25 protein-coding genes are annotated in these 26,315 nt (G+C 50.5%); 18 read left to right on the plus strand and 7 right to left on the minus strand.

Annotated elements, in window-relative coordinates:
- Positions 1 to 5: 5 nt before the first annotated feature.
- From FNL37_RS05025 to FNL37_RS05040, 4 genes are all read right to left on the minus strand, one after another.
- The gene (locus FNL37_RS05025) at positions 6 to 1,163 is read right to left on the minus strand and encodes a cysteine desulfurase family protein (protein ID WP_159355347.1); all 1,158 of its coding nucleotides are present in this window, start codon (positions 1,161 to 1,163) and stop codon (positions 6 to 8) included.
- Between the two features lie 12 nt (positions 1,164 to 1,175).
- The gene (locus FNL37_RS05030; protein WP_015830470.1) at positions 1,176 to 1,664 is read right to left on the minus strand and encodes an Rrf2 family transcriptional regulator; all 489 of its coding nucleotides are present in this window, start codon (positions 1,662 to 1,664) and stop codon (positions 1,176 to 1,178) included.
- A gap of 118 nt (positions 1,665 to 1,782) precedes the next feature.
- The gene (gene cysE / locus FNL37_RS05035; protein ID WP_013442623.1) at positions 1,783 to 2,538 is read right to left on the minus strand and encodes a serine O-acetyltransferase; all 756 of its coding nucleotides are present in this window, start codon (positions 2,536 to 2,538) and stop codon (positions 1,783 to 1,785) included.
- Positions 2,539 to 2,560: 22 nt separating this feature from the next.
- Complete coding sequence (locus FNL37_RS05040) at positions 2,561 to 3,325, minus strand: RNA methyltransferase (RefSeq protein ID WP_041370103.1); 765 nt, start codon at positions 3,323 to 3,325, stop codon at positions 2,561 to 2,563.
- Between the two features lie 97 nt (positions 3,326 to 3,422).
- On the opposite strand from FNL37_RS05040, the gene FNL37_RS05045 reads away from it, so the two are divergent.
- Together FNL37_RS05045 and FNL37_RS05050 are read left to right on the plus strand one after the other, a co-directional pair.
- Positions 3,423 to 4,232 carry an inositol monophosphatase family protein gene (locus FNL37_RS05045; RefSeq protein WP_013442621.1) on the plus strand — a complete coding sequence of 270 codons (810 nt, stop codon included), beginning with the start codon at positions 3,423 to 3,425 and terminating at the stop codon, positions 4,230 to 4,232.
- A gap of 124 nt (positions 4,233 to 4,356) precedes the next feature.
- Complete coding sequence (locus FNL37_RS05050) at positions 4,357 to 4,926, plus strand: FxDxF family PEP-CTERM protein (RefSeq protein WP_159355348.1); 570 nt, start codon at positions 4,357 to 4,359, stop codon at positions 4,924 to 4,926.
- 114 nt (positions 4,927 to 5,040) lie between these two features.
- Here the strand turns inward: FNL37_RS05050 and FNL37_RS05055 are convergent, their stop codons facing one another.
- From FNL37_RS05055 to epsA, 3 genes are all read right to left on the minus strand, one after another.
- On the minus strand, positions 5,041 to 5,967 hold the full coding sequence (locus FNL37_RS05055) for a capsular polysaccharide synthesis protein (RefSeq protein WP_159355349.1): 927 nt from the start codon (positions 5,965 to 5,967) through the stop codon (positions 5,041 to 5,043).
- A gap of 145 nt (positions 5,968 to 6,112) precedes the next feature.
- Positions 6,113 to 7,534: an undecaprenyl-phosphate glucose phosphotransferase gene (locus FNL37_RS05060; protein ID WP_013442619.1), complete on the minus strand. Its 1,422-nt coding sequence runs from the start codon at positions 7,532 to 7,534 to the stop codon at positions 6,113 to 6,115.
- Positions 7,531 to 8,328, minus strand: a complete 798-nt coding sequence (gene epsA, locus FNL37_RS05065; RefSeq protein WP_013442618.1) for an XrtB/PEP-CTERM-associated transcriptional regulator EpsA — start codon at positions 8,326 to 8,328, stop codon at positions 7,531 to 7,533. Before epsA ends, FNL37_RS05060 begins: the two co-directional genes overlap by 4 nt.
- Positions 8,329 to 8,671: 343 nt before the next feature.
- Here epsA and FNL37_RS05070 point away from each other — a divergent pair, with 343 nt between their 5' ends.
- The 16 genes from FNL37_RS05070 (at position 8,672) to galE (ending at position 26,236) form a co-directional block, all read left to right on the plus strand.
- Positions 8,672 to 9,349 carry a Crp/Fnr family transcriptional regulator gene (locus tag FNL37_RS05070; protein WP_244948205.1) on the plus strand — a complete coding sequence of 226 codons (678 nt, stop codon included), beginning with the start codon at positions 8,672 to 8,674 and terminating at the stop codon, positions 9,347 to 9,349.
- Positions 9,350 to 9,411: 62 nt separating this feature from the next.
- Positions 9,412 to 10,617 (plus strand): XrtB/PEP-CTERM-associated polysaccharide biosynthesis outer membrane protein EpsL, encoded by a 1,206-nt coding sequence (gene epsL / locus FNL37_RS05075; protein ID WP_159355350.1) that lies wholly within the window; start codon positions 9,412 to 9,414, stop codon positions 10,615 to 10,617.
- A gap of 51 nt (positions 10,618 to 10,668) precedes the next feature.
- Positions 10,669 to 11,583 carry an EpsD family peptidyl-prolyl cis-trans isomerase gene (locus FNL37_RS05080; protein WP_159355351.1) on the plus strand — a complete coding sequence of 305 codons (915 nt, stop codon included), beginning with the start codon at positions 10,669 to 10,671 and terminating at the stop codon, positions 11,581 to 11,583.
- A 64-nt stretch (positions 11,584 to 11,647) separates the two neighbouring features.
- Positions 11,648 to 12,685, plus strand: a complete 1,038-nt coding sequence (locus FNL37_RS05085) for an SLBB domain-containing protein (protein ID WP_244948206.1) — start codon at positions 11,648 to 11,650, stop codon at positions 12,683 to 12,685.
- 9 nt (positions 12,686 to 12,694) lie between these two features.
- The gene (gene epsF, locus FNL37_RS05090) at positions 12,695 to 14,098 is read left to right on the plus strand and encodes a chain length determinant protein EpsF (RefSeq protein WP_159355353.1); all 1,404 of its coding nucleotides are present in this window, start codon (positions 12,695 to 12,697) and stop codon (positions 14,096 to 14,098) included.
- A gap of 14 nt (positions 14,099 to 14,112) precedes the next feature.
- The gene (gene epsG, locus FNL37_RS05095; protein WP_244948207.1) at positions 14,113 to 14,988 is read left to right on the plus strand and encodes a chain length determinant protein tyrosine kinase EpsG; all 876 of its coding nucleotides are present in this window, start codon (positions 14,113 to 14,115) and stop codon (positions 14,986 to 14,988) included.
- A gap of 65 nt (positions 14,989 to 15,053) precedes the next feature.
- The gene (gene xrtB / locus FNL37_RS05100) at positions 15,054 to 15,968 is read left to right on the plus strand and encodes an exosortase B (protein ID WP_159355355.1); all 915 of its coding nucleotides are present in this window, start codon (positions 15,054 to 15,056) and stop codon (positions 15,966 to 15,968) included.
- A gap of 3 nt (positions 15,969 to 15,971) precedes the next feature.
- On the plus strand, positions 15,972 to 16,670 hold the full coding sequence (epsI, locus tag FNL37_RS05105) for an exosortase-associated protein EpsI, B-type (RefSeq protein ID WP_159355356.1): 699 nt from the start codon (positions 15,972 to 15,974) through the stop codon (positions 16,668 to 16,670).
- A gap of 119 nt (positions 16,671 to 16,789) precedes the next feature.
- On the plus strand, positions 16,790 to 17,641 hold the full coding sequence (locus FNL37_RS05110; RefSeq protein WP_244948208.1) for a glycosyltransferase: 852 nt from the start codon (positions 16,790 to 16,792) through the stop codon (positions 17,639 to 17,641).
- Between the two features lie 55 nt (positions 17,642 to 17,696).
- Entirely contained in the window at positions 17,697 to 19,091 is a 1,395-nt protein-coding gene (locus tag FNL37_RS05115) for an O-antigen ligase family protein (RefSeq protein WP_159355358.1), read from the plus strand.
- Positions 19,092 to 19,123: 32 nt separating this feature from the next.
- Entirely contained in the window at positions 19,124 to 20,302 is a 1,179-nt protein-coding gene (locus FNL37_RS05120) for a glycosyltransferase (RefSeq protein ID WP_244948209.1), read from the plus strand.
- 124 nt (positions 20,303 to 20,426) lie between these two features.
- Positions 20,427 to 21,608: a glycosyltransferase family 2 protein gene (locus FNL37_RS05125; RefSeq protein ID WP_159355360.1), complete on the plus strand. Its 1,182-nt coding sequence runs from the start codon at positions 20,427 to 20,429 to the stop codon at positions 21,606 to 21,608.
- A 276-nt stretch (positions 21,609 to 21,884) separates the two neighbouring features.
- On the plus strand, positions 21,885 to 22,649 hold the full coding sequence (locus tag FNL37_RS05130; RefSeq protein ID WP_159355361.1) for a WecB/TagA/CpsF family glycosyltransferase: 765 nt from the start codon (positions 21,885 to 21,887) through the stop codon (positions 22,647 to 22,649).
- A gap of 69 nt (positions 22,650 to 22,718) precedes the next feature.
- Positions 22,719 to 24,140, plus strand: coding sequence for a mannose-1-phosphate guanylyltransferase/mannose-6-phosphate isomerase (locus FNL37_RS05135; protein ID WP_159355362.1), 1,422 nt, complete (start codon positions 22,719 to 22,721; stop codon positions 24,138 to 24,140).
- Positions 24,141 to 24,179: 39 nt separating this feature from the next.
- Positions 24,180 to 25,190 carry a glycosyltransferase family protein gene (locus tag FNL37_RS05140; protein ID WP_159355363.1) on the plus strand — a complete coding sequence of 337 codons (1,011 nt, stop codon included), beginning with the start codon at positions 24,180 to 24,182 and terminating at the stop codon, positions 25,188 to 25,190.
- A gap of 62 nt (positions 25,191 to 25,252) precedes the next feature.
- Complete coding sequence (gene galE, locus FNL37_RS05145; protein ID WP_159355364.1) at positions 25,253 to 26,236, plus strand: UDP-glucose 4-epimerase GalE; 984 nt, start codon at positions 25,253 to 25,255, stop codon at positions 26,234 to 26,236.
- Positions 26,237 to 26,315 lie beyond the last annotated feature (79 nt).

Here is a 26,315-nt window from a genome sequence, read left to right on the forward strand (position 1 = left end):
CTTCCTCACACTGCAATCGCAGTTAATTTTCTTAAACGTTGTAGCTCACCCTTGAGCGTGAGCAAAAATGCGTCTACTTCCTGCATGGTATTCGTGTAGCCTAGGCTAACTCGCACAGAGCCGCGCGCCAGATCCGGGTTTACACCCACGGCCAGTAATACGTGGCTGGGCTCGGTACTGTCGCTTGAGCAGGCGGAGCCACTGGCAACGGCGAATCCCTGGCGGTCCAGTGCCATGACCAGGGTTTCGCCTTCTATGCCTGCAAAGGCAAAGAAGCTGGTGTTCGGCAAGCGCGGTGCATGCGCTCCAAAAATAACGGCTCCCAGTTCGGTCAAGCCTTGTTCGAGCCGTGCCCGCAGTTTTTCCATATGCTCACGGCGTGGGGCAAGCCCGCTGGCGCTCAACTCGGCCGCCATACCAAATCCGACGAGGGCAGCCAGGTTTTCACTGCCACTACGCAGCCCTTTTTCTTGTCCGCCACCATAAATCAGGGGGCGTATATCCACACGTTTGTCCAGAATCAGCGCCCCTGCGCCTTGCGGGCCGTGAATCTTGTGCGATGAAAGCGTCATGGCATGCACATTCAGTTCGGCAAAGTCGACTGGGATTTTGCCCAGGGCCTGCACGGCATCCGTGTGCATCCAGGCCTTATGCTTTCGCGCGATCTCTGCCAGCTCATTAATCGGCTGTATCACGCCAGTTTCGTTATTGGCCAGCATCACCGAAACCAGTCCGACCGGCTTGCCAGCCTCGGCGATGGCAGTCTCAAGCGCTGAGGGCTGGATCAAGCCATTGTTATCAGCGGCGATCAAACCTGTTTTGATGCCTTGCCATTGCAAGGCATGGGCTGGTCGACTGATGGCGGGATGCTCAATGGCGCTGATCAGCACCTGTTCCACGCCATTCGCAGCGGCAATCCCATGTATCGCCAGATTGTCCGCCTCGGTGCCACTGCCGGTAAATACTACTTGCGAGGGATATGCCCCGACAGCAGCGGCTACTTGTTCTCTTGCCTGTTCAATCGCCTGACGGGCGGTACGGCCTGCGCTGTGGCGGCTGGTGGCATTGCCGGACTGCTCGGTCATAAAGGGCAGCATGCGCTCCAGCACGCGGCTGTCGAGGCGGGTAGTCCCGTTATGATCAAAGTAAGTCGCGGTTTGCATGCTGCGCTCGTATCAAGCAGTCATGACTTCCACTGCGGATGAGGACTTGATGCTCTTTTTTCCATCAATTCGGCTCGAAATGGTAATGGCGCGCTCATCCGATTGCGATGCCACCAGGTCTTCCAATGACACAGCAGAAAGGTAGTCCAGAATTTTGGCATTCAAGGTTGACCACAGTTCATGCGTCATGCATGGCTTTTCGCCACGGCAGTTTTTATGGCCGCCGCACTGGGTAGCGTCAATCAACTCGTCGGCTGCCGCAATGATGTTGGCGACGGAGATTTCACCTGGTTTTTTTGCAATCAGATAACCACCGCCTGGACCACGCACGCTGGTGACCAAGCCGCTACGACGTAGACGGCTGAAAAGTTGCTCGAGATAAGAGAGCGAAATATTTTGCCGTTCACTAATGCCCGCCAAGGTGACGGGGCGATTTTCTTCAGCCATCGCCAAGTCGAGCATGGCGGTGACGGCAAAACGTCCTTTGGTCGTTAATCGCATGAATTAATCCTAGAGTGTTCTGGTTGAGTAATTGGCGCTGAAAGCCAGTCGTGGCGTGCCTTCTCAGGCTGCGAGCGGACTCTCTAAACAGGCCTAAACTTTATAATACCCTAACACTTTAGTCAACTATTTTGTTGAGATAGTTCACATCAAATGCCTTGCCCACTTCGGCGTCTGTTTCTACGTCCGCGCCGAGTTTTGCCAGCTGTTGCATCACCTCTTGCAGCTGCTGATCCTGCTTGGCGGCATGGTCCAGCAAAGCGTGGATGGCCTTGATCATGGGGTCATTCATATTGTCGCTGACGGCATAGGCAGAGAAGCCGATTTTGGCGGCCATGTCATCGCGCTGACGGTGTTTTTCCTGGTCATCCAGAATGCGGGCAGGAATGCCGACGGCAGTAGCATTCGGCGGTACATCTTTAACCACCACGGCGTTGGAGCCTATCTTGGCTTCTGCCCCTATGGTGATGGGGCCCAGCACTTTGGCGCCCGCGCCAATGACGACACCACGCTCCAGTGTGGGGTGACGCTTGCCTTTATTCCATGAGGTGCCGCCGAGGGTAACGCCGTGATACAAGGTGCAGTCATCGCCGATGACCGCGGTTTCGCCAATGACGACGCCCATGCCGTGATCAATGAACACGCGGCGGCCAATTTGCGCGCCCGGGTGAATTTCGATGCCGGTAAACCAGCGGGCAAGATGCGAGCTGAAACGGGCCAGCCAGTAAAACCGCTGCTTCCAGATCCAGTGTGACAAGCGATGCATGATGAGCGCATGCACGCCTGGGTAGGTGGTGAGAATTTCCCAGCGCGTGCGTGCCGCCGGGTCACGCTCGAATACAACGGCGATGTCTTCTTTAAATCTATCCAGCATGGTGTATGTCCGTCATGGTGCTTTATTCCTCAGGGGGGCGTGGGTGCTGAGTCAGGGTCAGTATCCCGCGCAAAATATTGACTTCCTCTTTCTCCAGCGCTGTTCTTGCATACATCCGGCGCAGGCGCTGCATGAGGCGCCGGGGCGAGTGCGGGTTGAGAAAGCCAATCTCCGTTAATGTTTGTTCCAGGTGGCGATAAAACATCTCCACCTCGTCATTGGTGGCTGGTGTTGCTTTCAGGCCTGCATGGGGTAGTGCTTGCTGCTCGTCCAGCAACGCCATGCGGACTTCGTAGCACATCACCTGCACGGCAGCGGCCAGATTGAGCGACCAGTAGCCGGGGTCTGTCGGTATCATGGCCAGCAACTGGCAGCGATCCAGCTCTGCGTTAGAAAGCCCGCTCATTTCGGTGCCAAACACCAGGGCGATCTTGCTATCCTCATCTGCGGACTGCAGCAATAACTCACGGGCTTCGGTCGCAGCTTCACGCACGCTGACCAAGCGGTGGGAGAGCTGGCGTTTGCGTGCGCTCAAGCCAATCGCCAGGGTACATCCCGTCAGTGCTTCTTCCAATGTGGAGCAAACCTGCGCGTTTTCAAGGATATCGACGGCACCGCATGCCAGGGCATTGGCTTCGTTGTCGGGGAATTTTTCAGGATTGACCAGTTTAAGGTCATGCAGGCCCATCACTTTCATGGCGCGTGCTGTGGAGCCAATATTGCCCGGATGACTGGGTTGGCAAAGCACGACGCGAAAGCGGGAAAGTAAATGAAGTTTGGAAGTCATGGAGTTACACATTAAAATGCTATTTTAACAGTTCTTTAAAAAGTGCATTTGTGTAGTTTCTGCACAAGGCCATCCCATTGGAAACGATCTAAATACTATGCATCCTATACTTATCAATGCCGTTAAAGCCGCTCGCCGCGCTGGCGGGATCATCACCCGCGCATCTCAGGATGTGGGCTCGCTCAAGGTACGTAGCAAGACCTACAATGACTTCGTGAGCGAAGTTGACCACGCTGCCGAGGCCGCCATTCTCGATGTGCTGAAAGATGCATACCCTACTCATGGCTTTATTGGGGAAGAAACCGGCAATGACAATATTGATGCCGAGAATGTCTGGATCATTGATCCGCTGGATGGCACCACCAACTTTTTACATGGCTTTCCACAGTATTCCATCTCAATTGCGCTGATGCAGCAAGGTCAACTGACCCAGGCTGTGGTCTACGATCCTAACCGCAATGACCTGTTTACCGCTACCCGCGGCCGCGGTGCTTTCCTCAACGACAAGCGTATCCGTGTCAGCAACCGCGCCAAGTTGCAGGAGTCCATCATTGGTACTGGCTTCCCATTCCGTGACTTTAGTCATCTGGATACCTATATGGGCATGTTCAAGGATATGGTGCGCAAAACCTCTGGTCTGCGTCGTCCCGGTTCGGCTGCACTGGATCTTGCTTACGTGGCTGCCGGGTATTTTGATGGTTTCTGGGAAATCGGCCTCTCCAAGTGGGATATTGCCGCGGGTGCGCTACTGATTCAGGAGGCAGGTGGTATTGTGGGTGACTTTGAAGGCAATGAGAGCTGGATTGAGTCTGGCAATATTGTCGCCGGTAACCCGAAAGTATTTTCGCAAATGCTGCAAACGCTTGCCCCACATTTGACGGACAGTCTGCGTAGCAAGCCGGTTTAACAGGTAAAGTTAAGTCAAGAGATGTAAATTTCCCTTGAAAAAAGTTAATAAATCAATGTAAATCAATGCATTAGGTGGTGTTAGTTCTTTCGGACTATTGAGTGCTTGATCCATTCAGCATTTAATGGGCACCAGTGAGAAGGCATTATTGATTGTCAACTTTTTAATTCGGGGGAATATCATGACTTTAGGTTACAAAAAACTGTTTGCTTCTTTGGTTCTGGCTGGTGTCGCTGGTCTGTCTTCAATGAGCGCAAATGCTGCTACTTTTGCATCAACTGCAACTCCAGAAGGCTATTCCATCAACTACACCACTTCATCCAATTTCGATGATTTGTGGTCTTTCAACGTAGTGGCTCCAGCTTCTATCGTTGCTTCCATTTCCGGTACTTCCACATCGGCTTTCTCTTTCACCAAATTTGATCTGGTGAAGCTGATTGATGGTGTATACACCACTGTTGTGACTGGCGATGTTGGCAATCTGACTGCCAAGATCACTTTTGGCGGTCTGGAAGCTGACGACCTGGGTGGCGATTACTTCATCCGTGTTGCTGGTCTGGGCAAGGGTAGCTACAGCGGCACTATCAGCGTATCGGCTGTTCCAGAAGCTGAAACATACGTAATGATGCTGGCTGGTGTTGGCCTGATGGGCTTCGTTGCTCGTCGTCGCAAGTCTGCTTACGCTGCTGCTTAATTGTCAGCTGCTTAAGTAATAAAAAAACCCCGCATTTGCGGGGTTTTTTTTCGCCTTGAATTCTGCGGGGTGATTTGAAAATGGTGTCGCGGATATTCCGGATATTAAAGTGAGCTACTTAATGTAATGCTGATAAAACGAATGCTGCGGAACGGTGTGCGTTGAGTCGATCTTGTAGGTCAATTTATATATCTGCACCGGATCTTCGTTGATGGGGCTGGCGGCTTCTGCGCTATATTCGGACAATAGTAATGGCATTAATAGGTGGCGATGATTGCCAAAATAACCCAGGTGTTCTACCTGGTATTTAAACTCTGGGAAGTGTTGATAGGCGATGCTGATGGCATGGTCGAAAAGAAAATAATCCAACTCTTTATCATGGTCTTGCCAATACTGAACAAGGAGGTCCCGCAAGAATAAAACAGGGGCGTACCCCGGCCTGGCCTGGAGAAAAAAAGTGGTCCACTTACCCAGGGAAATACTTGATATGGTTGAGTAGGAGTGACTTTTCAGTGTAAAAAATTGTTCATTGAAAACGTCATCAGGCAATTTTTTCAGGATAAGTACGGTGGAATCTATCCACGCACCACCGTGTTTTGCCAATAAACATAGCCGTAGCACATCGGAAAAATGCGCTGGCTTCATGAGTTTCTTTTCGAACTTCTCCTCAATATGTCTTGGGAGCGTCACGAAGTTTTTATAATTCTCCATCGTTATCAGATGAATAGTGCAGTCCTCACCGTGAAACAACTGGAGGTTGGCAATGCATTTTTTCACTATCTCTGGAGCCTGGTCCAGGCCCTGTAGCCAGCATACCCAGATGATCTTGTCAGCAGGCAGGTTTAATTCTGCGGGGTTTTTCACCAGAGGCTGGTATTCGTTGATGAGCGAGCCGTATTGTTGGGTGAGGTAATGCTGGACGATGCCAATCCTGGCGCGATGAATAGCAGACTGGATGCCCACAGGGATGAACGACCGTTGAATCAGCTTGCTGGACTTGCTTAACACTCGATTGCACAAATGGGCCGAAGTGAAGTTCATGTCGAAAATTCCGTGGTGTTCATGATATCCCGGCGGCTGAAGCAGTCGACGAGGGACGCTGGTTTTTCTCTGCTGAGGATATATCCCTTGGTTCTAGAATGGCGTCCAACTCGCTCAATCTGATATGCACGAATGCACGGACTATCTAGTAAGCGTTTTTCTCACCGGTAAACACAACGCTGACTGTTTTATAAATGATGTACATATCCAGCTTTGGGGTCCAGTTACGCAAATAATCGATGTCATAGTCGATGCGTGCCTTCATTTTGTCCAGGGTTTCAGTTTCCCCGCGCAGCCCATTCACTTGCGCCCAGCCTGTAATGCCAGGTTTTACCTTATGCCGGATCATGTAGCCTTTGATCAGCTTGCGATACATCTCGTTGTGCGAGACGGCGTGAGGGCGGGGGCCCACGACACTCATACGCCCTTGCAGCACATTGATGAATTGCGGCAGTTCATCCAGCGAGTTGCGGCGCAGGAAGGCGCCAAACTTGGTGGTGCGCTGGTCATTTTTCGTCGCTTGCGTCACTTTTGCGCCATCTTCACATACCGTCATGGAGCGGAATTTGTAGACAAGAATCTCTTCGCCATCAAGCCCATAACGGCGCTGTTTGAAAATGACTGGGCCTGGTGAACTCATCTTTACGCCAATCGCGATCGCCAGTAGTACGGGCGAGATAAGGATCAGGATCAGCACCGAGAAAGCAATGTCAGCTGAGCGTTTCAACAGACCGTCAAAGCCGGTAAATGGGGTTTCACATACGCTGACCACAGGGATGTTTTCTACCTGATCAACACGCCCTTGTATCAGGTCTGTCATGAAAATATCCGGGACAAAGTAAATGGACGCCGTGGTGTCTTTCAAATCATCCAGCAACTTCATGATGCGCGGTTGGCTGGCCATGGGCAGTGAAAGGTAGATGGTGTTGATGTGATGTTCTTTCACATACTCCGCCATGCTGTCGATGCGGCCAAGAATGGGGTAATGCAATTCTGAATTGAGTCGGTCCACACTGCGATCCTCAAAGAAGCCTTGCAACTCTGTTGGATGGTAGTGGCTACGCTGCAAGCGTTCCGCCAGGGCCAGGCCCTGTTCATTCATACCCGCAATCACCGCACGTCGCATAGGCCCTTGCATCTTGATGAGCAGCGGTGCCGCCATGCGTAAACCGAGGGTTGCAGCGATCAGCAGGGTAGGCGTCAGCCAGAGCCATAAGGTAATCGAGGCTTTGGGGAAAATATAAATGTATTCAGAAGCATATCCAAACGCCATCAATAGCCCGGCCAGAACAAACCATGCCAGCAGCGTGTTTTGGATAACTGAACTGATAGGCTGGCTGATTTTGGTGGTGCTGGGGAACATCAGCGAAAACAGAATCAGCGACATGATCAGGTAGTGAGGTGGCAGATCGTTTTCATAAACAAACGCCACGATCCACAGTGAAATGACGACGACAAGCGGATCAAGCAGGGCTTCAACACCGTGCAGAATATTGTCACGTGCAAAGGTAATGCCAGCGAAGGTTTTTCGTGAAGTCGGCTTGGTGGCGGCTAATATTGGTTTCATGAGGCCCGTGGAGTCTGCTTGAATTTGGAAACGGCCTGCGCTCTATTCAGAACATCAAGCTTTTTAAATATGCGTTGCAAATGGTTTTTGACGGTAAATGAACTAATGTCCAGGATCATGCCGATTTCCTGATTGGTTTTGCCGTTGCGCACCCATTCCATGATTTCGATCTCACGGGAAGAAAGCTGCTCCAGCGCTTCGTTTTCTTCTTCGTGCAGATCTTCACTGGCTTCTTTATCTGCCGGGTGCTGCACAGGCAAATGCTCCAGTTGCCTGAGCGCGCTATCAATATAAGGTAGCAATGACTCCAGCATGTACCGTGACGTATTCGGCATGGTGGGGGTTGAATTCAGCAATATGTAAAGGCAGTCATGGCGCCCACGGAAATCCTTGATACCGTGCACCAGCGCTGACTTCATGTTTTTCAGATGGCTGTTCACTTCCGCTGGCAGTACATCGCAGTCCTGAAATACGCCATTCTCCGCCGATAAGGTAAACGGGGCTTTCGTATGACTAAGCCAGTAATTGAATAGCCGTTTGAGCAATGGATTCAGATCGCCACTGGATATCTTCTCGGTACGTACTCCGGGGAGCGGCGACACAATATTGAAATAGATGACGCCCATGGAGAAATCGCCCCAGGCGGTGATCATGATTTCATGCGGTAAAAACTGCTGAAGCTTGCCTTGCATCCAAAGGAAGAACTCGAAGTGCGAGCGGATTCGCAAAGACTCGTGCATCAAGTCAATAAGCTGTGCCTTCTCAATATCGGTTAGTTCTTTGGTAATAAACATAGCCGTTCAAATATAAAAATTCATTTACGTTGTAAACACTTGTCTTTGCGAGCAATTATTGGGCCAGCTGCAAAGGCGCCAGTGCTGTCCAGCAGTAAGTCCTCCACTCAAATTGTGGGACATGCTGAAAAGGATATTTGCTCATGTGTTTGTAGGTGGCCATTTTATATTTGGATCAAGCGTGGAATCCTAGCGTATTCTTGTATGTGACGGCTGTCACTATGATAAAACTTTTGCCTACATCAGTGGTAGTTCTTTTGGACTATTGTTGTCACCCTCTACAGTCCATACACTGCGGTACATAATGGCGCTGGATCGTAGTTCTGCCGGCTGGAAGGCATTCATGTCTGGTCGTGATCACACTTTCCATGGTGACTATGGACTGTCATGCGCTGATACCTCAGCGAATCCTTTGGTGGCTATGCCGATGGGCAACCATAACAACAGGCTGTCTACGTTCATAACTTGCTTAACGTTAGCGTCACAAATCATTGAAAGTTTTTGTTTATCCATGTACTCTGATTTAATACATTTAGGCGGGGCAGATAAGTACGTAGATGAAGTGCTGGAAATAATCAACAGCATCAAGCTGCTTGATGACTTCAGCGCAGATGAAGTTCGCTATCTATGTGCCTATATGCAGTGCTATGCAGCGCCAAGAGACTATTCGTTATTAGTCGAGGGTACTGGTGGCGACTACCTGCTATTAATATTAAGTGGGGGGGTAGACGTGTATAAAAATGATGCATCCGCAGAGGGTCGCCATATGGTGGCTCGACTTGGCATTGGCGATACCATCGGGGAAATGTCCCTGATCGATGGCTATCCCAGATCTGCCACCTGTATTACCACACATCCCACCGATTTCGCGGTATTTTCACGCAGTAGCATGCAAGAGCTGCTGGTGAATATGCCCAAGCTGGGCAACAAAATACTGATAAAACTATTGCAGCTTATGACGGAGAGGTTGCGCGACACCTCTAACCGGTACCCTGACGGTGCTTTTTTTAGTCTGGTCTAAACACGCTGCGAGAGTTAATTTTGTACGCATCCAAAAAGTTAATGCCGTTTAATCGGTGTTTGATGTTGGTGAATTTTGCCGTTTTTATGTCGATTGCGGGAACCGCGTCGGCGGATGATAAAGATGTCGTCAATTTCACGTTAAGTCATGCGGTAACGTATGACGATAACTTATTCAAACTGGACCGAAGTGAGAATCCTACCGCAACGTTTGGCAAAAGCCAGCGCTGGGAAATGATCAATGCAACAACCTATGGCGTCAGCATCAATAAGCCGTATAGTCTTCAGCGATTCAAGTTTGATGTCAATCAGACTTCCTATCGCTACCAGAACTATAACTTCTTGAATTTTGACGGGACAAATTACGATATCCAGTGGAACTGGTCTTTGACCCCTTACCTTAAAGGGAACATCGTATTTGACCGCCAACAATTGCCAAATACGTTTGCCAATATAACAAGTATTAACCCTCTCACAACCAATACGCGGACAGTGAAAAGCAATCGCTTTGATTTTGATTGGAGCCCACAGGGCAACTGGCATTTATTGGGTGGTGTAACCGATTTGACGGTCACAACGGATAACTCTTCGCCAACACAAAACAATATCGATTTCAGTTTTGAGCAAACCTCGGCGCGCGCTGGCATTCGTTACGATCTGCCCTCAGGTTCAAATCTGGAATACGCATCCAGTACTGCCAATGGTAAATATGGTCAATCCACCCTGAATGAGGTCCTTTTTACAGATCAGGGGTACGAGGAAAAGCGGCAGGAGTTCAAATTCAATTGGGTGCTTTCGGGCAAGTCGAAGCTGAATATGAGCGCTACTTATCTTGATCGCAAGAATGACAATTTTAGTCAGCGTGACGTGAGTGGCTGGATCGGGGCGGTAAACTATAGCTGGGATGTGACTGGCAAGACCCGCATCAATTTCATTGCGAGTACCGATTTATTCCCAACGCAAGCCATCTCGTATACCTATGTGCGTCAGAATTTGATCGCTATCCGGCCGACATGGTCTGTCACCTCGAAAGTGTTGGTCAGAGGAGACTTGACTGTACGTGAACGTGCATTTGAAGGTTTTGCACCTGTGCCTCCTGCCGAGGATCGACATGACCGTACGAGAGTAGCCAGTATCAGTGCAACCTGGGAACCACGACGTTTCGTGAGTCTGGGAGTGATGTTGAAGCGCGAAGTGAGAGATTCAAACCTTATCAACGATGACTATGTCTCAAATAGCGCGATGATAAATGCGGGCTTGACCTTCTAAAAAATAAGCCGACCAATGCATGGCCGCGCATATCGTGAATATGGAGCAATAATGACTTTTATGAAAAAAGCGGTATTTGCCGCCATGGTGGTCGCTTTAGCCGCCTGTGGCAAATCGGAAGAAAAATCTTCATCTGGACAAGTTGCTGCCATTGTAGATGGCAAGGAAATATCGGTCTTGCAACTTAACCAAGCCATGAAAAACATGCCTAACGTGACAGCTGACAATGCCGACGCGGTACGCAAACAGTTGCTTGATCGTCTGGTCGATCAGCAGGTGGTTTTAAATAAAGCGCTGGAAGAAAAGGTCGAGCGCAGTGCTGAGGTCATTTCGTCCATAGAAGCGGCCAAGCGCGAAATTATCACCAGAGCCTATTTGACTAACATGGTCAGTTCGCGCATCAAACCAAGTCCGCAACAGGTGAAGGCCTATTTTGATGGGCATCCTGAGCTTTTTTCCGCCCGTAAGGTTTATAACCTGCAAGATATTGCCCTCCCGCCAGGCACTGCAATTCCTGACGAGTTGAAGGGCTTGGTTGAACGCAGCAAGGGCTTGCAAGAGGTGGCTGAGTGGCTCAAAAGTCAGAATGTCAAGTTTGGTGCTTCCAGCTACAGCAGACCAGCCGAGCAAGTGCCGACCGATGCCCTTGCGGTGCTTAAGGATCAAAAAGATGGCGCTGTCCTGATCGTGCCCATGGATGGCAATCCGCACATTGTGAAGCTGATTGGTGCGATTGTGTCCCCTATGCCTTATGACCAGGCAAAGCCTTTGATCCAAACCTTCCTTGTGAACTCGGAAGGCCAAAAATTGATCAAGTCTGAGTTGGCTAAACTCAAGGAAAAATCCAAGATCGAATATGTTGGTGCTTTTGCCAAGAGTGCCGATACCGCGGTAGCAAAGCCTGAAGCGAAGCCTGCAGAGAAAAACAACAGCCATATCGAAAAAGGGGTAGTGGGCCTGGACTAAGCAGCGCTCATCATCACTTAACTAAACCATAATCAAACAGGGAAATATCATGATGAAATGGTGCATGAATATCATAGGGACGCTTCTTTTTGTCACGGCATTTAATGCAGTGGCAGCAGAAGAGTATGCACTTGGTGCAGGTGACGTGGTACGTATCCAGGTTTTCCAGAACCCTGATCTGACGACAGAAGCGCGGGTTTCCGAGTCAGGCGAAATCACATTTCCTCTGCTGGGAACCGTGAATGTTGGCGGTGCAGGGATTGGTCAAGCGGAGCGCAAGATTGCCCAAGGTCTGGTACAAGGTGGTTTTGTGCAAAAGCCGCAAGTCAATATCGTCCTGGTTCAGGTGCGTGGCAATCAGGTAGCCGTGTTGGGCCTGGTTAATCGCCCTGGTCGCTTTGTGATTGAAACCTTCGATACTCATTTGAGTGAAATACTGGCGACCGCAGGTGGCGTGCTCTCCGCTGCTGGTAGCGGCAAGGCCATCATTACTGGCCAGCGCGATGGGCAGTCTTTCCGTCGTGAGGTTGATCTGGCCGAACTTTTCTTGCTGGACAAAAAAGAGGCAGACTTGCTCGTGGCCAAAGGCGATGTCATCTACATCGTACCTGGCAATCAGGTGTCTATCCTTGGACAAGTGAATCGTCCTGGTCGCTATGCTCTTGAAGAGGCCAAGATGAAGTTGTCAGATGCCCTCGCCATGGCCGGCGGTGTGAGTGTAAGCGGATCGGATTCCGCCATTCTGGAAGGTATTCGCGACGGTCAGAAGTTCCACAAGGTGGTTGATATTGCCGCGATATATATGGATGAAAACTCTGACATGAATCCTGATGTACTGGCCGGTGATTCCATCTATGTGCACCGTGCGCCCGTCTTCTACATTTATGGCGAAGTACAGCGTCCAGGCTCTTATCGTGTTGAGCGCAATATGACCATCATGCAAGCGCTGGCAGAGGGCGGTGGTCCAACACCTCGTGGTACGCAGCGTGGTTTGAAATTACATCGCAAAAATGCATCTGGCGTCGTCGAAAAGACAGCACCGGCGTTAGATGAATTAGTGCAGTCTGGCGACGTACTTTACGTTAAAGAAAGCCTGTTTTAGGAAGCTCGGATGAATCTGAATCAAATCGTACTCATATTACTGGCACGTTACCGTATTGTATTGATTACATTTGCCCTTACGGTATTTACAGTCCTGGTAATCAGCTTGCTGCAAAGCAAGGTTTATCAGGCAACAGCATCCGTTGTGCTGAATTACAAAGGCACAGATCCGGTGACCGGCGCGGTGGTGCCAGGCAATATGGCGCTGGGTTATGTACCCACCCAGATTGACATCATCAATAGCCAACACGTTGCTCTCAAGGTAGTCGACGAATTGCGCATGGCCGAAAACGAAAACGTCAAAGCCAAATTTGAAGAGGATACCGGAGGGCGTGGTGATCTGCGTTTCTGGTTGGCAGACTTGCTCCTGAAGAAGCTCACTGTAACGCCAGGCCGGGACAGCAGTGTGATTGAAATCATGTTTGAAGGCTCCGACCCGGACTTTGTGGCCTTGGTCGCCAATGCCTTTGCCAACGCTTATCAGGAAACCAATGTCGAGATGAAAGTTGAGCCTGCACAAAAGGCGGCTGAGTATTTTGGTACACAGATTCAAGCGCTGCGGGACAACCTTTCCAAGGCACAATCCAGACTTTCCAAATATCAGCGTGAAAATGGTTACACCAGCTCGGATGAAAGAATGGATGTGGAAGCATCACGCCTCAATTGGCTTTCTGAGCAGTTGGTATCTGCACAAGGACAGTCTATTGAAGCAGATTCGCGTTCAGGTGGTAGCCGGAAAAATGCGCTGGAATCCCCTGATGTGGTCAGCAATCCTATCATCCAGAATCTAAAGATCAATCTGGCGACAGCGGAATCCAAGCTTGCTGAACTATCTCAGCGGCTGGATAAAAATCACCCGCAGTATCAGGCTGCTGAGGCAGAAATCAACAAGATTAAATCCCAGCTGAATGCCGAAGTCAAAACCGTGACAGGCTCTGTGGGTAATGGTGCAGGCATTCAAAAGCAACGTGTGGCAGAACTGCAGGCGCAGGTCGACAAGCAGAAAGCCGTTCTGGTTGAAATGAATAGAACACGTGATGAGATGCTGGTCTTGCAAAAAGATGTTGAGATGGCACAACGGGCGATTGAAGGAGCCATGTTGCGTTTCAGCCAGACCAGCATCGAGTCAAAATCGAATCAAAGTGATGTTGCCATCCTGAACACCGCAACTTCACCGTTACTCCCTTCTGGAACAAGAACGCTATTGAAGCTGGCACTTGGCGCCATCATTGGTATGTTGTTAGGTATTGGTTTCGCATTTGTTTCCGAATTTATGGATAGACGTGTACGTAGCAAGGATGATATTTCAGCGATTCTGGATGTTCCGGTGTTTGCATTGATTGATGGACTTAAACCTGCTACCGGGCTCAAGGCCTTACCTCAGAACATCGTAAAATATCTGCCTTCGGCATAAGGAATTGTATGGACATGACGCATGGTGTAACGGCCGCTGTAAGCAGTTTAAAGCCGGAAAAGAATGACGCCAATATTGGCAAGGTGCTGCTGGACTTAGGCAAGTTGACACCGGATGAGGCTGAGCGTGTGCTACGGCTCCAGAAACAAGAAAACATCCGCTTTGGCGAAGCTGCCCTCAGGCTGGGGTTCATTAATGAATCGGACATTCGGCAAGCCCTGTCTGTACAATTTGAGTATCCTTACCTGCAACCCAATGAAGGTGGTTTTTCACCTGATCTCGTGGCGGCTTACCAGCCATTCTCCAAGCAGGTAGAAGCATTAAGAGCCCTGCGTACTCAACTTATCCTTCGCTGGTTCAGCGAAGGTAATAAGGCCTTGGCTGTTGTGGCTGCAAAGTCAGGGGATGGTTGCAGTTATATCGCCGCTAACCTTGCCATCGTATTCTCCCAATTGGGTGAAAAAACCTTGTTGATCGATGGCAATTTGCGCGATCCCGTGCAGCATCGCAATTTCAATCTCAGCGAACAGCGTGGTCTTTCTGACATTTTGATCGGACGTTCAGATCTTGAGGTCATCACCCACCTTGGCGCATTTGAAAACCTGTCTGTGTTAGGCGCAGGGACAATTCCCCCTAATCCGCAAGAGTTATTGGCGCGTCCTGCCTTTACTGACCTCATGAACAAGGTCATGGGGGATTACGATGTGATTATTGTGGATACTTCTTCGACCGAGCATTCATCTGACGCTCAGTCTGTAGCAAGTCGTTGCCGCGGCACGCTGGCCATTTCAAGAGTCAATGAAACCAAAATGCACGAGTTGACCAGTCTGAAAGAGCATCTGAGTGGGGTGGGCGTACGTATTGTGGGTGCAGTTGCCAACCAGTTTTAGTCATTAACATTCGAGGGAGAGGTTGCAATCGACGATTCCCTGGTATCTGAAACAAAGCGATAGTCATGGAAAAGCATATTAAACATGCCATACGTTGGCCCTCCCTCGACACCATCCCTTGGGCCTGGGTCGCTATCGCAATTGGTCTGTTAATTCTTTATTTCCCAACGTTCTGGGATCTTTTTCATGGTCTTTGGGGTACTGAGCGTCATGCACATGGCCCCATTGTATTTTTTGTTTCCATCTGGTTTTTTTACTTCAAGTTCAAGCAATTGCCTGAATATGGGATTACGTATGATCCCTCGCCAAAATTAGGCTGGCCCATACTGGTTTTGGGCTTGCTGCTATTTATTCTCGGGCGTTCGCAGACATTGCTGATTTTTGAGGTGGGATCGCTCATTCCGGTCTTGCTCGGTATTACCTTGATTTTCATGGGAACACGCGTTGCGAAGTTTCTGTGGTTTGCCTTTTTCTTCCTGTGTTTTGTCGTGCCATTGCCCGCATTTGTGGTGGATGCCGCGACATTGCCCATGAAAACCGCGGTTTCATTTGCGACTGCTCACATCCTGTATGCCTTGGATTACCCCATCGCCCGCACAGGTGTGATGCTAACCATCGGCCAGTATCAATTGCTGGTGGCGGATGCCTGTGCTGGTCTGAATTCCTTGTTTACCCTGGAAGTGCTGGGTTTGCTCTATATGAATGTGACGCATCATGAATCGCCGTTCCGTAATTTCATGCTGGCCGTGCTGATTATTCCCATTTCGTTTATAGCGAATGTGACGCGTGTGATTGTACTGGCGCTGATTACATACCATTGGGGAGATGCAGCAGGGCAAGGCTTCTTGCACGAGTTCTCTGGCATTGTCCTGTTCATCACAGCGCTTATGCTGGTGATTGCGACCGACAGCCTGCTGCGATTCTTCTCCAGGAAGTTCGAAAAAGTCCCTTCAACGCAGTCGGTTGATCTCAAGAGATAAGTCATGATCCAGATTCCGAAAGTGTCATTACGGCTTGCTATCTTTATTGTGCTGCTATTTTCATCCAGTGCCGTGCTGGCGTATTGGTTCACGCCCAAACTCGAGACCCAGGCCATGCCGGAAAACTTTGAGGTTTCGGTGCCCAAGCAGATAGGGCAGTGGACAGAGCAGCCGAATCCTTATCTGCAGGTTGGATTAGTGGATACCAATGACAAGGATATTGATCAGCCATATGACCGCGTATTAATGCGCAGTTACAACACGGCGGAGGGCGAGCCGGTCATGCTTGCACTGGCCTATGCGCGTGAACAGTCGCAGGATGTCAAAATCCATCGCCCGGATGTGTGTTATCAGGCTCAGGGCTTTGCCATCAAGTCGCGCCAAGTGCAAACCTTGGCGATAAATGACCAGCATCAGGTGCAAATCGTACGTCTGGTGGTCACTCAACCGGCCCGGTTGGAAGTGGTGAGTTACTGGATAAGAATAGGCAACGAGTACCCGGTCACGCCACTCAACATGCGCATGAAGATTTTGCGTGATGGCCTGGCAGGCCATGTCGCCGACGGCATTCTGGTGCGAGCTTCGTCCATTATTGAAGATGAGTCCCAGGCGTCGGTAGCGTTTGCCCGGCAAGAAAAATTCTTGCGTGAATTAGTGGCTGCCATGCCATCCAATCAGGCAAGCGTCCTGGCCAAATTTTAGCGGCTTGAGTTTACCGGATGGTCCGAAACGTGCTTCCCGGTAGGTGGATCACATGGCGATAATGCTGTGTTGTTTACCAGAGCGCCTTCATCGTCTATCAAATAATTGTCAGGATATGTATGCGGGTATCAATTTATATTCCTACCCATAACAGGTTGGAATTGTTAAAACGAGCGGTTGAGTCTGTCTTGCGGCAAACCCATGAAGATATTGAAGTGATTGTGGTCAATGACGGCTCCAGTGATGGCACAGATCAGTATCTGATTGAAAAAGCGGCGAGTGATACACGACTCAAGTTCATTAATAAGCCCAAAGCAGAAGGGGCGCCCAAAGCCCGCAATGCGGCGATAAAAATGGCTACCGGTCGGTTTATCACTGGACTGGACGACGATGATGCCTTCGTTGAAACTCGTGTGGCTGCTTTCCTGCAATATTGGGATTTGCTGGTGAGTCAGAAACTGCAACCGGCCTGCCTGTATTCACAGGATGTGATTATTGCCAATGGCGAGACTGTCAGAACATCCAGCAAGCGTGGCAGTGTGAATTTCGAGGACCTGCTCGAATTCAACTATATCGGCAACCAGATATTTGCGCCCAAGGAACACTTCATGGAGGCAGGCTTGTTCGATGAGAGCTTGCCAGCCTGGCAGGATCTGGAGTTTTTTATGCGGGTATTAAAAAAATATGGTCAGGCATATCTGCTCGATATCCCGACCCAGTTATACGATGACTCGCCGCGCGTGGACAGAATTTCGGTCAAGTCCGAGAAGAAAATCCGCGAAGCTTTTCGTATCGTCTCTACCAAACACGCTAGCCACTCCGCACGTGCTCAGCAACTGCTGATGATACGGGTGTTCTCCAAGTTTTATGGCATACGGCCCAAGCCACGCGACTGGATCCACTTTTTAAGAAGAGGATTCTGGATGGGCGGTATCCTGCGCATGTTGCGTGAGACGTTGCGTTACCCCTGATCTATCCGACACATCATTATTGAAGGTATGCAGGTTTTAAGGTGTTTTCAACTACATGAAAATTTTTAGTAAGCAGTTTCTACTCGGCTTGATCTTCTCCTTTGTGGCGATTTTTTCAGGCATTGTTGCTTCCGGATTGGTCGATCTTGCAGGCAAACGCTACGGCTTGCTGCTGGCATTGCCTGCGGTATTGGTCATTGCGCTCATTTTGCTGCTGGACAAGACGCTGCTGCTGGTGCTGATCGTATTGTTACGTGCCTCGCTGGACCATTTGCTGGATACCACCAAATTCGCTGGCATAGGCTTGGGCGGCTTGCTGAATGTGTTGATGGTGCTGATAGGCCTGCTTGCGCTGTACAAACTTGAACGGCCATTGAGAAAAATCGTGTTGCTGGTGTGGCTGCCATTTCTCACCATGTACTTTTATGGCGTAGTTATTTCTCCCGAAAAAATATCTTCTTTCCGTATTTTCATTAACTTGCTGTCTACAGCGGGTATGTTTGCCGTTGCATTGTATGTCGTAAAAACCCGCGAAGACTTTACCAAGTGGCTTAAGATCGTCTTCTGCTCCTGCCTGATTCCTATCATGTATGGGGCGGTGACCATTGTTCGTCCAGTGGGGTATTACCTGACAGAGCATCGACTGGCCAGTACCTTTGCCCACCCTAATATTCTGGCCTTTTATAGCGTTTTGATGATTTTGATTGGTTTTTATTTGTGGAAAAGCCAGCAGTTCACTGAAAAATCCCTACTGAAAAAACTGCTGCCCTTTATTGTGCTGGCCATGGTAGGCATGCTCATGCTGACGCAGACCCGGAGTGCATGGGTCGCCTTCTTTGCCTTCTTTACCTTTTACGCTTTGTTCATGGAGCGCAAGTACATCCCTGTATTGCTGGTGCTCCCCGTTATTGGCCTGGCGATTCCTGAAATCCGAGATCGATTACTCGACCTTACCTCTGGTAACCAGGTGGTCGCCTATGCCAAGTTGAATTCCTATGCCTGGCGCAAATACTTGTGGGACTCGGCATTGCATTGGATGCAAGTCTCCAAATACCTCACTGGCTATGGGGCAGATGCATTCTTGCACTACTCACCCATGTTCTTCCCGCTATCTACCGACAAACCCACAGCGGCGCATAATGTTTATGTGCAAACATTTTTTGATCTGGGCCTCTTTGGCACGCTGGCTTATATCTGGCTCTTTTTCAAGACGGGGCAAACGATATTACGGAACGTGATTCATGATAAGTTATTGAAAACTATTGCACTCATCTCCATCGCAAGTTATCTGATGTACTCCTACTCAGACAATTTGTTGGGTTACCTGAACTTCAACTGGTATTTCTGGTTCTTCCTGGGGGCTACCATTGGTTGGCAGTACAGGATCAAGCCAGTGGAGTCGCCAGAAACCAGTTCATCATCTGTCATGACAGCATCGGGAAGCGTGTGAAGGTCGCCTATTTTATTAATCAACACCCTTTGGTGAGCACGAGTTTTATTCGTCGCGAAATTAACGCTATTGAACGTGCCGGCCATCCGGTTTTCAGAACTGCCATTCGTGGCTGGGCAAGTCCGGTAGTCGATCAGGGAGATTTTCGCGAGCGTGACATGACACGCTATGTGATGCTGCTTAGCTGGCCTGCCCGTTTGTTGGTGGTATGCAAAATCTTTTTGAAAATGCCATTGGCATTTATCAGAACCCTTATGATGTCCCTCAAGTTGGGCTTCAAGTCAGAAAAGTTTTTTGCCTACAGCCTGATCTATTTTTCACATGCCTGCCTGTTAAGACAGTGGTACGCCGAGAAAGAGATCGACCATGTGCACGCGCATTTTGGGACAAATTCAACCGAGGTGCTGATGTACTGCAAGATGCTGGGCGGACCCGACTACAGTTTTACCGTGCATGGCCCGGAAGAGTTTGATAAAAACAAACTGATTCACCTTAAGGAAAAAGTGCAACACGCCAGGTTTGTCATCGCCATTAGTGCCTTTACCAAGAGCCAGCTATTTCGCTGGGTAGACTTCAACGACTGGTCAAAAATCAACGAAGTCCATTGCGGTCTGGAAAGACAATTTTATGAGGTAAGCCCGGTGCCGGTCCCCGACACGCATCGTCTGGTTTGCGTGGGCCGCTTGTGTGAGCAGAAAGGCCAAATGTTGCTCGTGGAGGCGGTCGCCTTGCTGGCTGCCCGGGGTAAAAAAGTGGAGCTGGTGCTGGCGGGTGACGGTGAAATGCGCACTGAAATTGAATCTCAAATACACAAGCACCAGTTGGGGGGGCAGATTACGATTACCGGCTGGATTACCAGTGCACAAGTCCGTGAATACATGCAACATTCCAGTGCGATGATATTGCCAAGCTTCGCTGAAGGCCTCCCTGTGGTGGTCATGGAGGCCATGGCACTCAAGCGGCCTGTGCTTACCACCTATGTTGCGGGCATCCCTGAACTCGTTGTCCATGGCAAAACGGGATGGTTGTTTCCCGCGGGCGATGTGCAAGGGCTGGCCGACGTCATTGAGGAATTCATGGCAACGCCGGTAGCAGAACTGTCCGCCATGGGGGAGCAGGGATATGCTCGTGTGGTTGCCCGTCATGCGGTGGACACCGAGGTACAAAAGTTGCTGCACTTGTTTCAGGCATTGCCCGCAACCCAGCATTAGTGATCCATGCATCGCCGGGTGGCGCATGCTAAATGCTCCAGTCGCTCAGATATTCCAATGTGACTGGCAGGTAACGACTATCTTTATCCTTAGACTGAACGTGATTAATAGGTGACACTGATTCATGCAATACATTGATCTCTTATGGTTCGTTGTCGGCCTAGTCCTGTTTGTTCCGACCAGCTATTTCTGCCTGCAAATTGTCATGGCATTTTTTCATGCGCCAGTAACCGCAGCGTCTACGACAGCAACGCCTTCGTTGGCCATATTGGTTCCTGCACACAATGAATCCAATGGCATTGGCGTCACGCTCAAATCCCTGCTGGCGCAAGTTGACTTACCTGCAAGCATCATTGTGATTGCGGATAACTGTACTGACGATACGGCGGATGTTGCCCGGCAATACGGTGTGACCGTCATCGAGCGTCAGGACGATCTCAAGCGAGGCAAAGGCTTCGCGCTGGATTTTGGCATGCAATACCTCAAAAGCACTCTGCAGTCCCCCGAGATTGTGATGATTGTTGATGCGGATTGCTGGGTTGGGCCACATGCCATTCCCACACTGGCGCAAACCGCCAGGGAGCATCAGCGCCCTGTACAGGCGCTTTACCTTATGGTGTCGCCCGACGCCAGCGCGCTCAAGACACGGTTGGCTGAGTTTGCCTGGGTCATTAAAAACCAGGTACGTCCATTGGGATTGCGCGTCATGCAAGGGCCATGTCAGTTGATGGGCACAGGCATGGCATTTCCCTGGGCATTTATTTCCAACGCTGATCTTGCCAACGGTCATCTGGTTGAAGACATGAAGCTAGGCCTCGACGCCGCCAATGATGGCCATGCCCCTGTTTTTTGCCATGAGGCATTGGTCAAAAGTGCGTTTGCCGCGAATGAGGCCGGGGCGGATTCTCAGCGCACGCGCTGGGAACATGGGCACATCAGCATGATTTTTAATACGGGACTTCCTCTGGTATTGAAGGGCTTGCGTACCCGCAATGCCGAGCTTGTGGCAATGGCACTGGATATTTGTATTCCTCCCCTGGCGTTGCTGGTGATGTGTTTAAGCGCATACATTCTGATATCTGCGCTGCTGGCGGTATTCGGTTATGCTGGTTCACTGGTGCTTGGGGGCACAATGTTCGTGTTTCTGTTCCTTGCAGTGATGGCGGCATGGGCTAAGTTTGGACGACACGCCATTCCCTTGTGGATGCTGGCGTATGCGCCGTTGTATGCGCTCAGAAAGATCCCCTTGTACCTGAAATATCTGGTCAAGCGTCAGGTGGAGTGGGTGCGATCGCAACGCGATTGATAATTGCCCATTTTCCGATCTTGTCGCTGATTGGAGACGGTCGAAATAACGATGGGTAGCTTGTTTGAAAAGACTATTTTCTCTAGCCTTTTTTAAACGTCGCTGTTTGGAGACAAAGGCTGGAATGTGGCGCCCATGGCGGATTTGAGGCCTCTGTTTATAAACTGTAATTTATTTCAGGCCGGCGGAGTAACGCAGGCCTGCTATTTGCTTAACTGATAACCGACAACTGATCGACACCGCATGCAAACTCGGCATAATGAACTAAAGGAACCGATGACATATATCCAGCTTTTTAATATCAAGATTGACGTGCTGGATATGGAGGGCAGTGTGGCTCGCATATTCACCTGGCTGGATGCTGATGCACGCGATTGCCACTATGTGGTAACGCCGAATGTGGATCATGTGGTCAAGCTGAGTGAAAACGCTTCTTTCAAAGCGGCTTATGATCAGGCCTCCCTGGTAGTGGCGGATGGCAAGCCTGTGGTGCTGGCCTCCAAATTGTTGGGGAAGCCCTTGCCTGGCACCGTTCCAGGGAGTGATCTGGTTCCAGCCTTGTTCAGCCACGCACAAACACGGCATAGCAATGAGTTGCGCGTCTATTTGCTGGGCGCCGGTCCTGGCGTAGCAGAACGCGCTGCCGAGCAAATTCATGCGCAATGGCCCAATGTGCGTGTAGTGGGTTTGTATAGCCCGCCTATGGGCTTTGAGAAAAGCCCTGAGGAATGTCAGAAGATTTGCGCTCAGATTAACCAGACGCAGGCTGATCTTCTGGTAATAGGATTGGGGGCACCCAAGCAGGAATTATGGGTGGCTAAATATCAGTCGGAGTTGCAGGTTAAAGCCGCGCTCTGCGTAGGCGCGACCATTGATTTTCTGGCAGGTGAGAAACCACGTGCTCCGATGTGGATGCGTCGATGCGGGGTGGAGTGGCTTCACCGCATGGCCTCTGAGCCGAAAAGACTGGTATCCCGGTATCTGAATGATGCCGTTGTATTCCCAAGACTATTCTTGAAAGAATGGTTGAAAAAGGATTGAGCAAGCCCGGCTAAATATTGGGCTGGAGCGGAATTGAATAATGTCGAAAATTGATTTGGGGGAATGTAAATGAAAATAGTGCCAGTGATTTTGTCGGGTGGATCCGGGACACGCTTGTGGCCATTATCAAGGCAGGCTTTGCCCAAGCAATTATTACCCCTGACCTCAGGACATTCCATGTTGCAGGAGACCTTGTTGCGTCTCAGCGGCGTGGAGTCAATAGAGTCGCCTATTGTTGTTTGCGGTAATGATCACCGGTTTTTGGTTGCAGAGCAGCTGCTGGAGATTGGCAGCAAGCCCAAGGCCATCGTTCTCGAGCCGGTGGGCCGTAATACCGCGCCTGCTATTGCTGTCGCGGCAAGCCGTTTATTGCAAGAAAATGCAGAAGATGTGCTCATGCTGGTATTGCCGGCTGATCATGTTATCCAAAACCGGGCGGCCTTCTCCGCTGCAATCGCGGTAGCTGCCCAAGCCGCCAAGAGTGGTCGCCTGGTGACCTTCGGTGTCAAACCTACGGTACCTGAAACCGGTTATGGCTACATCAATGGTGGCGCAGCGCTTGCCAGTTGCCCCGGCAGTTTTGAGCTTTCCCGCTTTGTTGAGAAACCCAACCTTGAAACGGCCAAACAGTATCTCGCTTCTGGTGATTATTACTGGAACAGCGGCATGTTCCTGTTCAGTCCCAAGCAATACATGGAAGAGCTCACCCAATTTGCTCCGGAGATCGCCAGCAAGGCCAGCGAGGCATTGGAGCAGAGCTACACTGATCTCGACTTTGTGCGCTTGCATGAAGCCAGCTTCAAGGAGTGCCCATCGCAATCGGTCGACTATGCGGTGATGGAGCACACGCGCAACGCCGCCGTAGTCCCTGTGGATATTGGTTGGAGTGATGTTGGCTCCTGGACGGCACTCGCCGATGTGCTGGACAAAGATGATGCGGGCAACGTCACGGTAGGGGATGTTTACCTCAATGGCGTCAAAAACTCCATGGTGCGCAGTGAAGGCCGCATGGTCGCTGCGCTGGGTGTGGAAAATCTCATCATTGTGGAAACCAGTGATGCCGTCCTCGTCGCACACAAGGATGCGGCGCAGGATGTGAAAAAGATAGTCGATTACCTGAAAGAGCAGGGGCGCAAGGAGCACGAGTACCATTCGCGCGTATACCGCCCTTGGGGTTGGTATGAAGGTATTGATGCGGCTGAGCGTTTTCAGGTCAAGCGCATTATGGTCAAGCCCGGCGAAAAGCTCTCGCTGCAAATGCACCACCATCGGGCAGAGCACTGGGTGGTGGTCAGCGGTACCGCCATTGTCACCAAAAACGGCGAAGCTGAAATGCTGTGCGAGAACCAGTCCACCTATATTCCGATTGGCGCGACACACCGACTTGAAAATCCAGGCAAGCTGCCTCTGCATCTGATTGAAGTGCAATCGGGCGGCTATCTGGGCGAAGACGACATCGTGCGTTTTGAAGATACTTATGGCCGCAGCTGATGTGGTTTGAATAACAAGAGCGTAAAACGGGCCAGTTCAGTGACAAAAACACCATTGCCACGCATCACCTATTATCCGTATTTCCATACCGGCAACCAGTATACGGAGCGCATGATTCAGCTGCATTCCTCCTTTGCCGAGGTCGTGCCGTTTGAGGGCTTTTACAAAGCGCTCAAAACCATGGTTGCTCGTGGCTTCAAGCGCAATGATTTCTCGGTAATCAATTGGCTGGAAACCGAGTGTCTCGATCGTGTCACCAAGCGATTTTCATTAACCAGGGCCGCCAGTTTGCTGGTAAAACTGCTGGTGTTGAAGGTCGTGACGAAAAACATCGTCATGGTCGTGCATAACTATTATCCGCATGGGGCTGCCAAGTCAGATATACCTCGTATTCTGCGTTTCATGCGGCTGATGGAGAAACTCTCCGATGTGGTGATTTCGCATTCGGGTGCCGATGCCGGGCGCTATGAGTATGTGCCCCATCCGCTTTATCAGTTCAAGAGCGGTCCGCCTTCACTGCAAGTGCCGGAGCTTGCCCCCTTGCAGGGTAAGCCTTATTTCATCGTGTTTGGGCGCATCATGCCCTACAAGAATGTGCATGAACTCATGAAGGTGTGGCCATCAGATATGCAACTCCTGATTGCTGGAATCGTTGGCGATGAGGCATATGTCGAAGAGTTGCGTGCGCAAGCGTCGGACAATATTCATTTTGCGGCCAGAGAGCTTTCCGACGACGAGGCAAAGCTCGTTGTGGAGCAGTCGCAGGCGGTGATTATTTGCCATGCCGAAGACAATGTCGTGGTGAGCGGAACCTTCTTTTTTGCCATGTCCTTGAAAAAGCATGTGATTGCCCTGGAAACCCCGTTCATGGCATGGGCTGCTCGCTCCTTGCCAGAGGGCTATGTCGCGGTCAGCCCTGATGTGGCTGGCGTAGCAAAAGCCGCTGTGGAATTTCGGCCTGAGATTGCTATACAGCCCACGATTGCAGAAGCCCATTTCGGCGATACGGTGATTACGGATGCCTTAAAAAAGGCCTATCGTTTGCATTGAATACAGCGATTAGCGTTCCAGGGGCGCTGCGCTAAACAGCTAAAAGTGAAGAAGGGAAAGCAATGAAAGTTTTGGTGGTAGGTGGTGCCGGGTACATCGGTTCGCACATGGTGAAAATGCTGTTGGGCGAAGGCCATGATGTCATCACGTTTGACAATCTGTCGTCTGGCTATCGTGATGCAGTGGTCGGCGGTACCTTTGTGCAGGCGGACCTGACTGACAAGGCGGCGCTGGATGAGGTGTTTGTGAAACACACGCCCGATGCTGTCATGCATTTTGCCTCCTATATTCAGGTTGGCGAGTCGGTGCGGCACCCGGACAAATATTACCTCAATAACTTTACCAACACCATGAATCTGCTGGATGCCATGGTGAAGCATGGGGTGAATTACTTTATTTTCTCCTCCACTGCGGCAGTCTTCGGCGAGCCGGAGTATGTGCCGATCGACGAAGCGCATGCCAAGAATCCGCTGAATCCCTATGGCCGTTCCAAGCTGATGGTGGAGCAGGCGCTGGGCGATTATGAGCGCGCCTATGGCATCAAGTCGGTTTGCCTGCGCTACTTTAATGCGGCGGGGGCTGATCCTGAAGGCCAGCTCGGTGAGCGGCACGAGCCCGAGACGCACCTAATCCCCCTCGTTTTACAGGCTATTTCTGGTCGGCGCGACAACATTACGGTATTTGGTCGCGATTACGATACGCCAGACGGTACCTGCATCCGCGATTACATTCATATTGTCGACTTGTGCAGCGCGCACTCGCTGGCCTTGCGCAAATTGATGGAAACCAACATCAGCCGCCGCTATAACCTGGGCAATGGTGCTGGCTTCTCTGTGCAGGAAGTGATTGCCGCAGCGCAAAAAGTGACGGGCAAGCCGATCAAGGTGGCTGAAGGCGAGCGCCGTGAGGGTGATCCGGCCAGACTGGTGGCGGATGCCTCACTTGCGCGCAGTGAGCTGGGCTGGAAACCGGTGTATGCCGATCTGGAAACTATCATCCAGCACGCCTGGCAGTGGGAGTCCAAAACAGTTGGCAAGTCTGTTTGATTGGTCCTTAAGGGCTATTTAATATTTCGGTCATTGGTGTACATTACATTAATGATTTTTATCACGATGATCGCAACCC

The sequence above is a fragment of the Methylovorus glucosotrophus genome (genome assembly GCF_009858335.1).
In the GTDB taxonomy this organism is placed as follows: domain Bacteria; phylum Pseudomonadota; class Gammaproteobacteria; order Burkholderiales; family Methylophilaceae; genus Methylovorus; species Methylovorus glucosotrophus.

Bases quoted from the DNA above. Each gene is read 5' to 3' on its own strand.
- FNL37_RS05025 (WP_159355347.1), bottom strand. From the start codon at position 1,163: ATGCAAACCGCGACTTACTTTGATCATAACGGGACTACCCGCCTCGAC.
- FNL37_RS05030 (WP_015830470.1), bottom strand. From the start codon at position 1,664: ATGCGATTAACGACCAAAGGACGTTTTGCCGTCACCGCCATGCTCGAC.
- cysE (WP_013442623.1), bottom strand. From the start codon at position 2,538: ATGCTGGATAGATTTAAAGAAGACATCGCCGTTGTATTCGAGCGTGAC.
- FNL37_RS05040 (WP_041370103.1), bottom strand. From the start codon at position 3,325: ATGACTTCCAAACTTCATTTACTTTCCCGCTTTCGCGTCGTGCTTTGC.
- FNL37_RS05045 (WP_013442621.1), top strand. From the start codon at position 3,423: ATGCATCCTATACTTATCAATGCCGTTAAAGCCGCTCGCCGCGCTGGC.
- FNL37_RS05050 (WP_159355348.1), top strand. From the start codon at position 4,357: ATGGGCACCAGTGAGAAGGCATTATTGATTGTCAACTTTTTAATTCGG.
- FNL37_RS05055 (WP_159355349.1), bottom strand. From the start codon at position 5,967: ATGAACTTCACTTCGGCCCATTTGTGCAATCGAGTGTTAAGCAAGTCC.
- FNL37_RS05060 (WP_013442619.1), bottom strand. From the start codon at position 7,534: ATGAAACCAATATTAGCCGCCACCAAGCCGACTTCACGAAAAACCTTC.
- epsA (WP_013442618.1), bottom strand. From the start codon at position 8,328: ATGTTTATTACCAAAGAACTAACCGATATTGAGAAGGCACAGCTTATT.
- FNL37_RS05070 (WP_244948205.1), top strand. From the start codon at position 8,672: ATGTCTGGTCGTGATCACACTTTCCATGGTGACTATGGACTGTCATGC.
- epsL (WP_159355350.1), top strand. From the start codon at position 9,412: ATGTTGGTGAATTTTGCCGTTTTTATGTCGATTGCGGGAACCGCGTCG.
- FNL37_RS05080 (WP_159355351.1), top strand. From the start codon at position 10,669: ATGACTTTTATGAAAAAAGCGGTATTTGCCGCCATGGTGGTCGCTTTA.
- FNL37_RS05085 (WP_244948206.1), top strand. From the start codon at position 11,648: ATGAATATCATAGGGACGCTTCTTTTTGTCACGGCATTTAATGCAGTG.
- epsF (WP_159355353.1), top strand. From the start codon at position 12,695: ATGAATCTGAATCAAATCGTACTCATATTACTGGCACGTTACCGTATT.
- epsG (WP_244948207.1), top strand. From the start codon at position 14,113: ATGACGCATGGTGTAACGGCCGCTGTAAGCAGTTTAAAGCCGGAAAAG.
- xrtB (WP_159355355.1), top strand. From the start codon at position 15,054: ATGGAAAAGCATATTAAACATGCCATACGTTGGCCCTCCCTCGACACC.
- epsI (WP_159355356.1), top strand. From the start codon at position 15,972: ATGATCCAGATTCCGAAAGTGTCATTACGGCTTGCTATCTTTATTGTG.
- FNL37_RS05110 (WP_244948208.1), top strand. From the start codon at position 16,790: ATGCGGGTATCAATTTATATTCCTACCCATAACAGGTTGGAATTGTTA.
- FNL37_RS05115 (WP_159355358.1), top strand. From the start codon at position 17,697: ATGAAAATTTTTAGTAAGCAGTTTCTACTCGGCTTGATCTTCTCCTTT.
- FNL37_RS05125 (WP_159355360.1), top strand. From the start codon at position 20,427: ATGCAATACATTGATCTCTTATGGTTCGTTGTCGGCCTAGTCCTGTTT.
- FNL37_RS05130 (WP_159355361.1), top strand. From the start codon at position 21,885: ATGACATATATCCAGCTTTTTAATATCAAGATTGACGTGCTGGATATG.
- FNL37_RS05135 (WP_159355362.1), top strand. From the start codon at position 22,719: ATGAAAATAGTGCCAGTGATTTTGTCGGGTGGATCCGGGACACGCTTG.
- galE (WP_159355364.1), top strand. From the start codon at position 25,253: ATGAAAGTTTTGGTGGTAGGTGGTGCCGGGTACATCGGTTCGCACATG.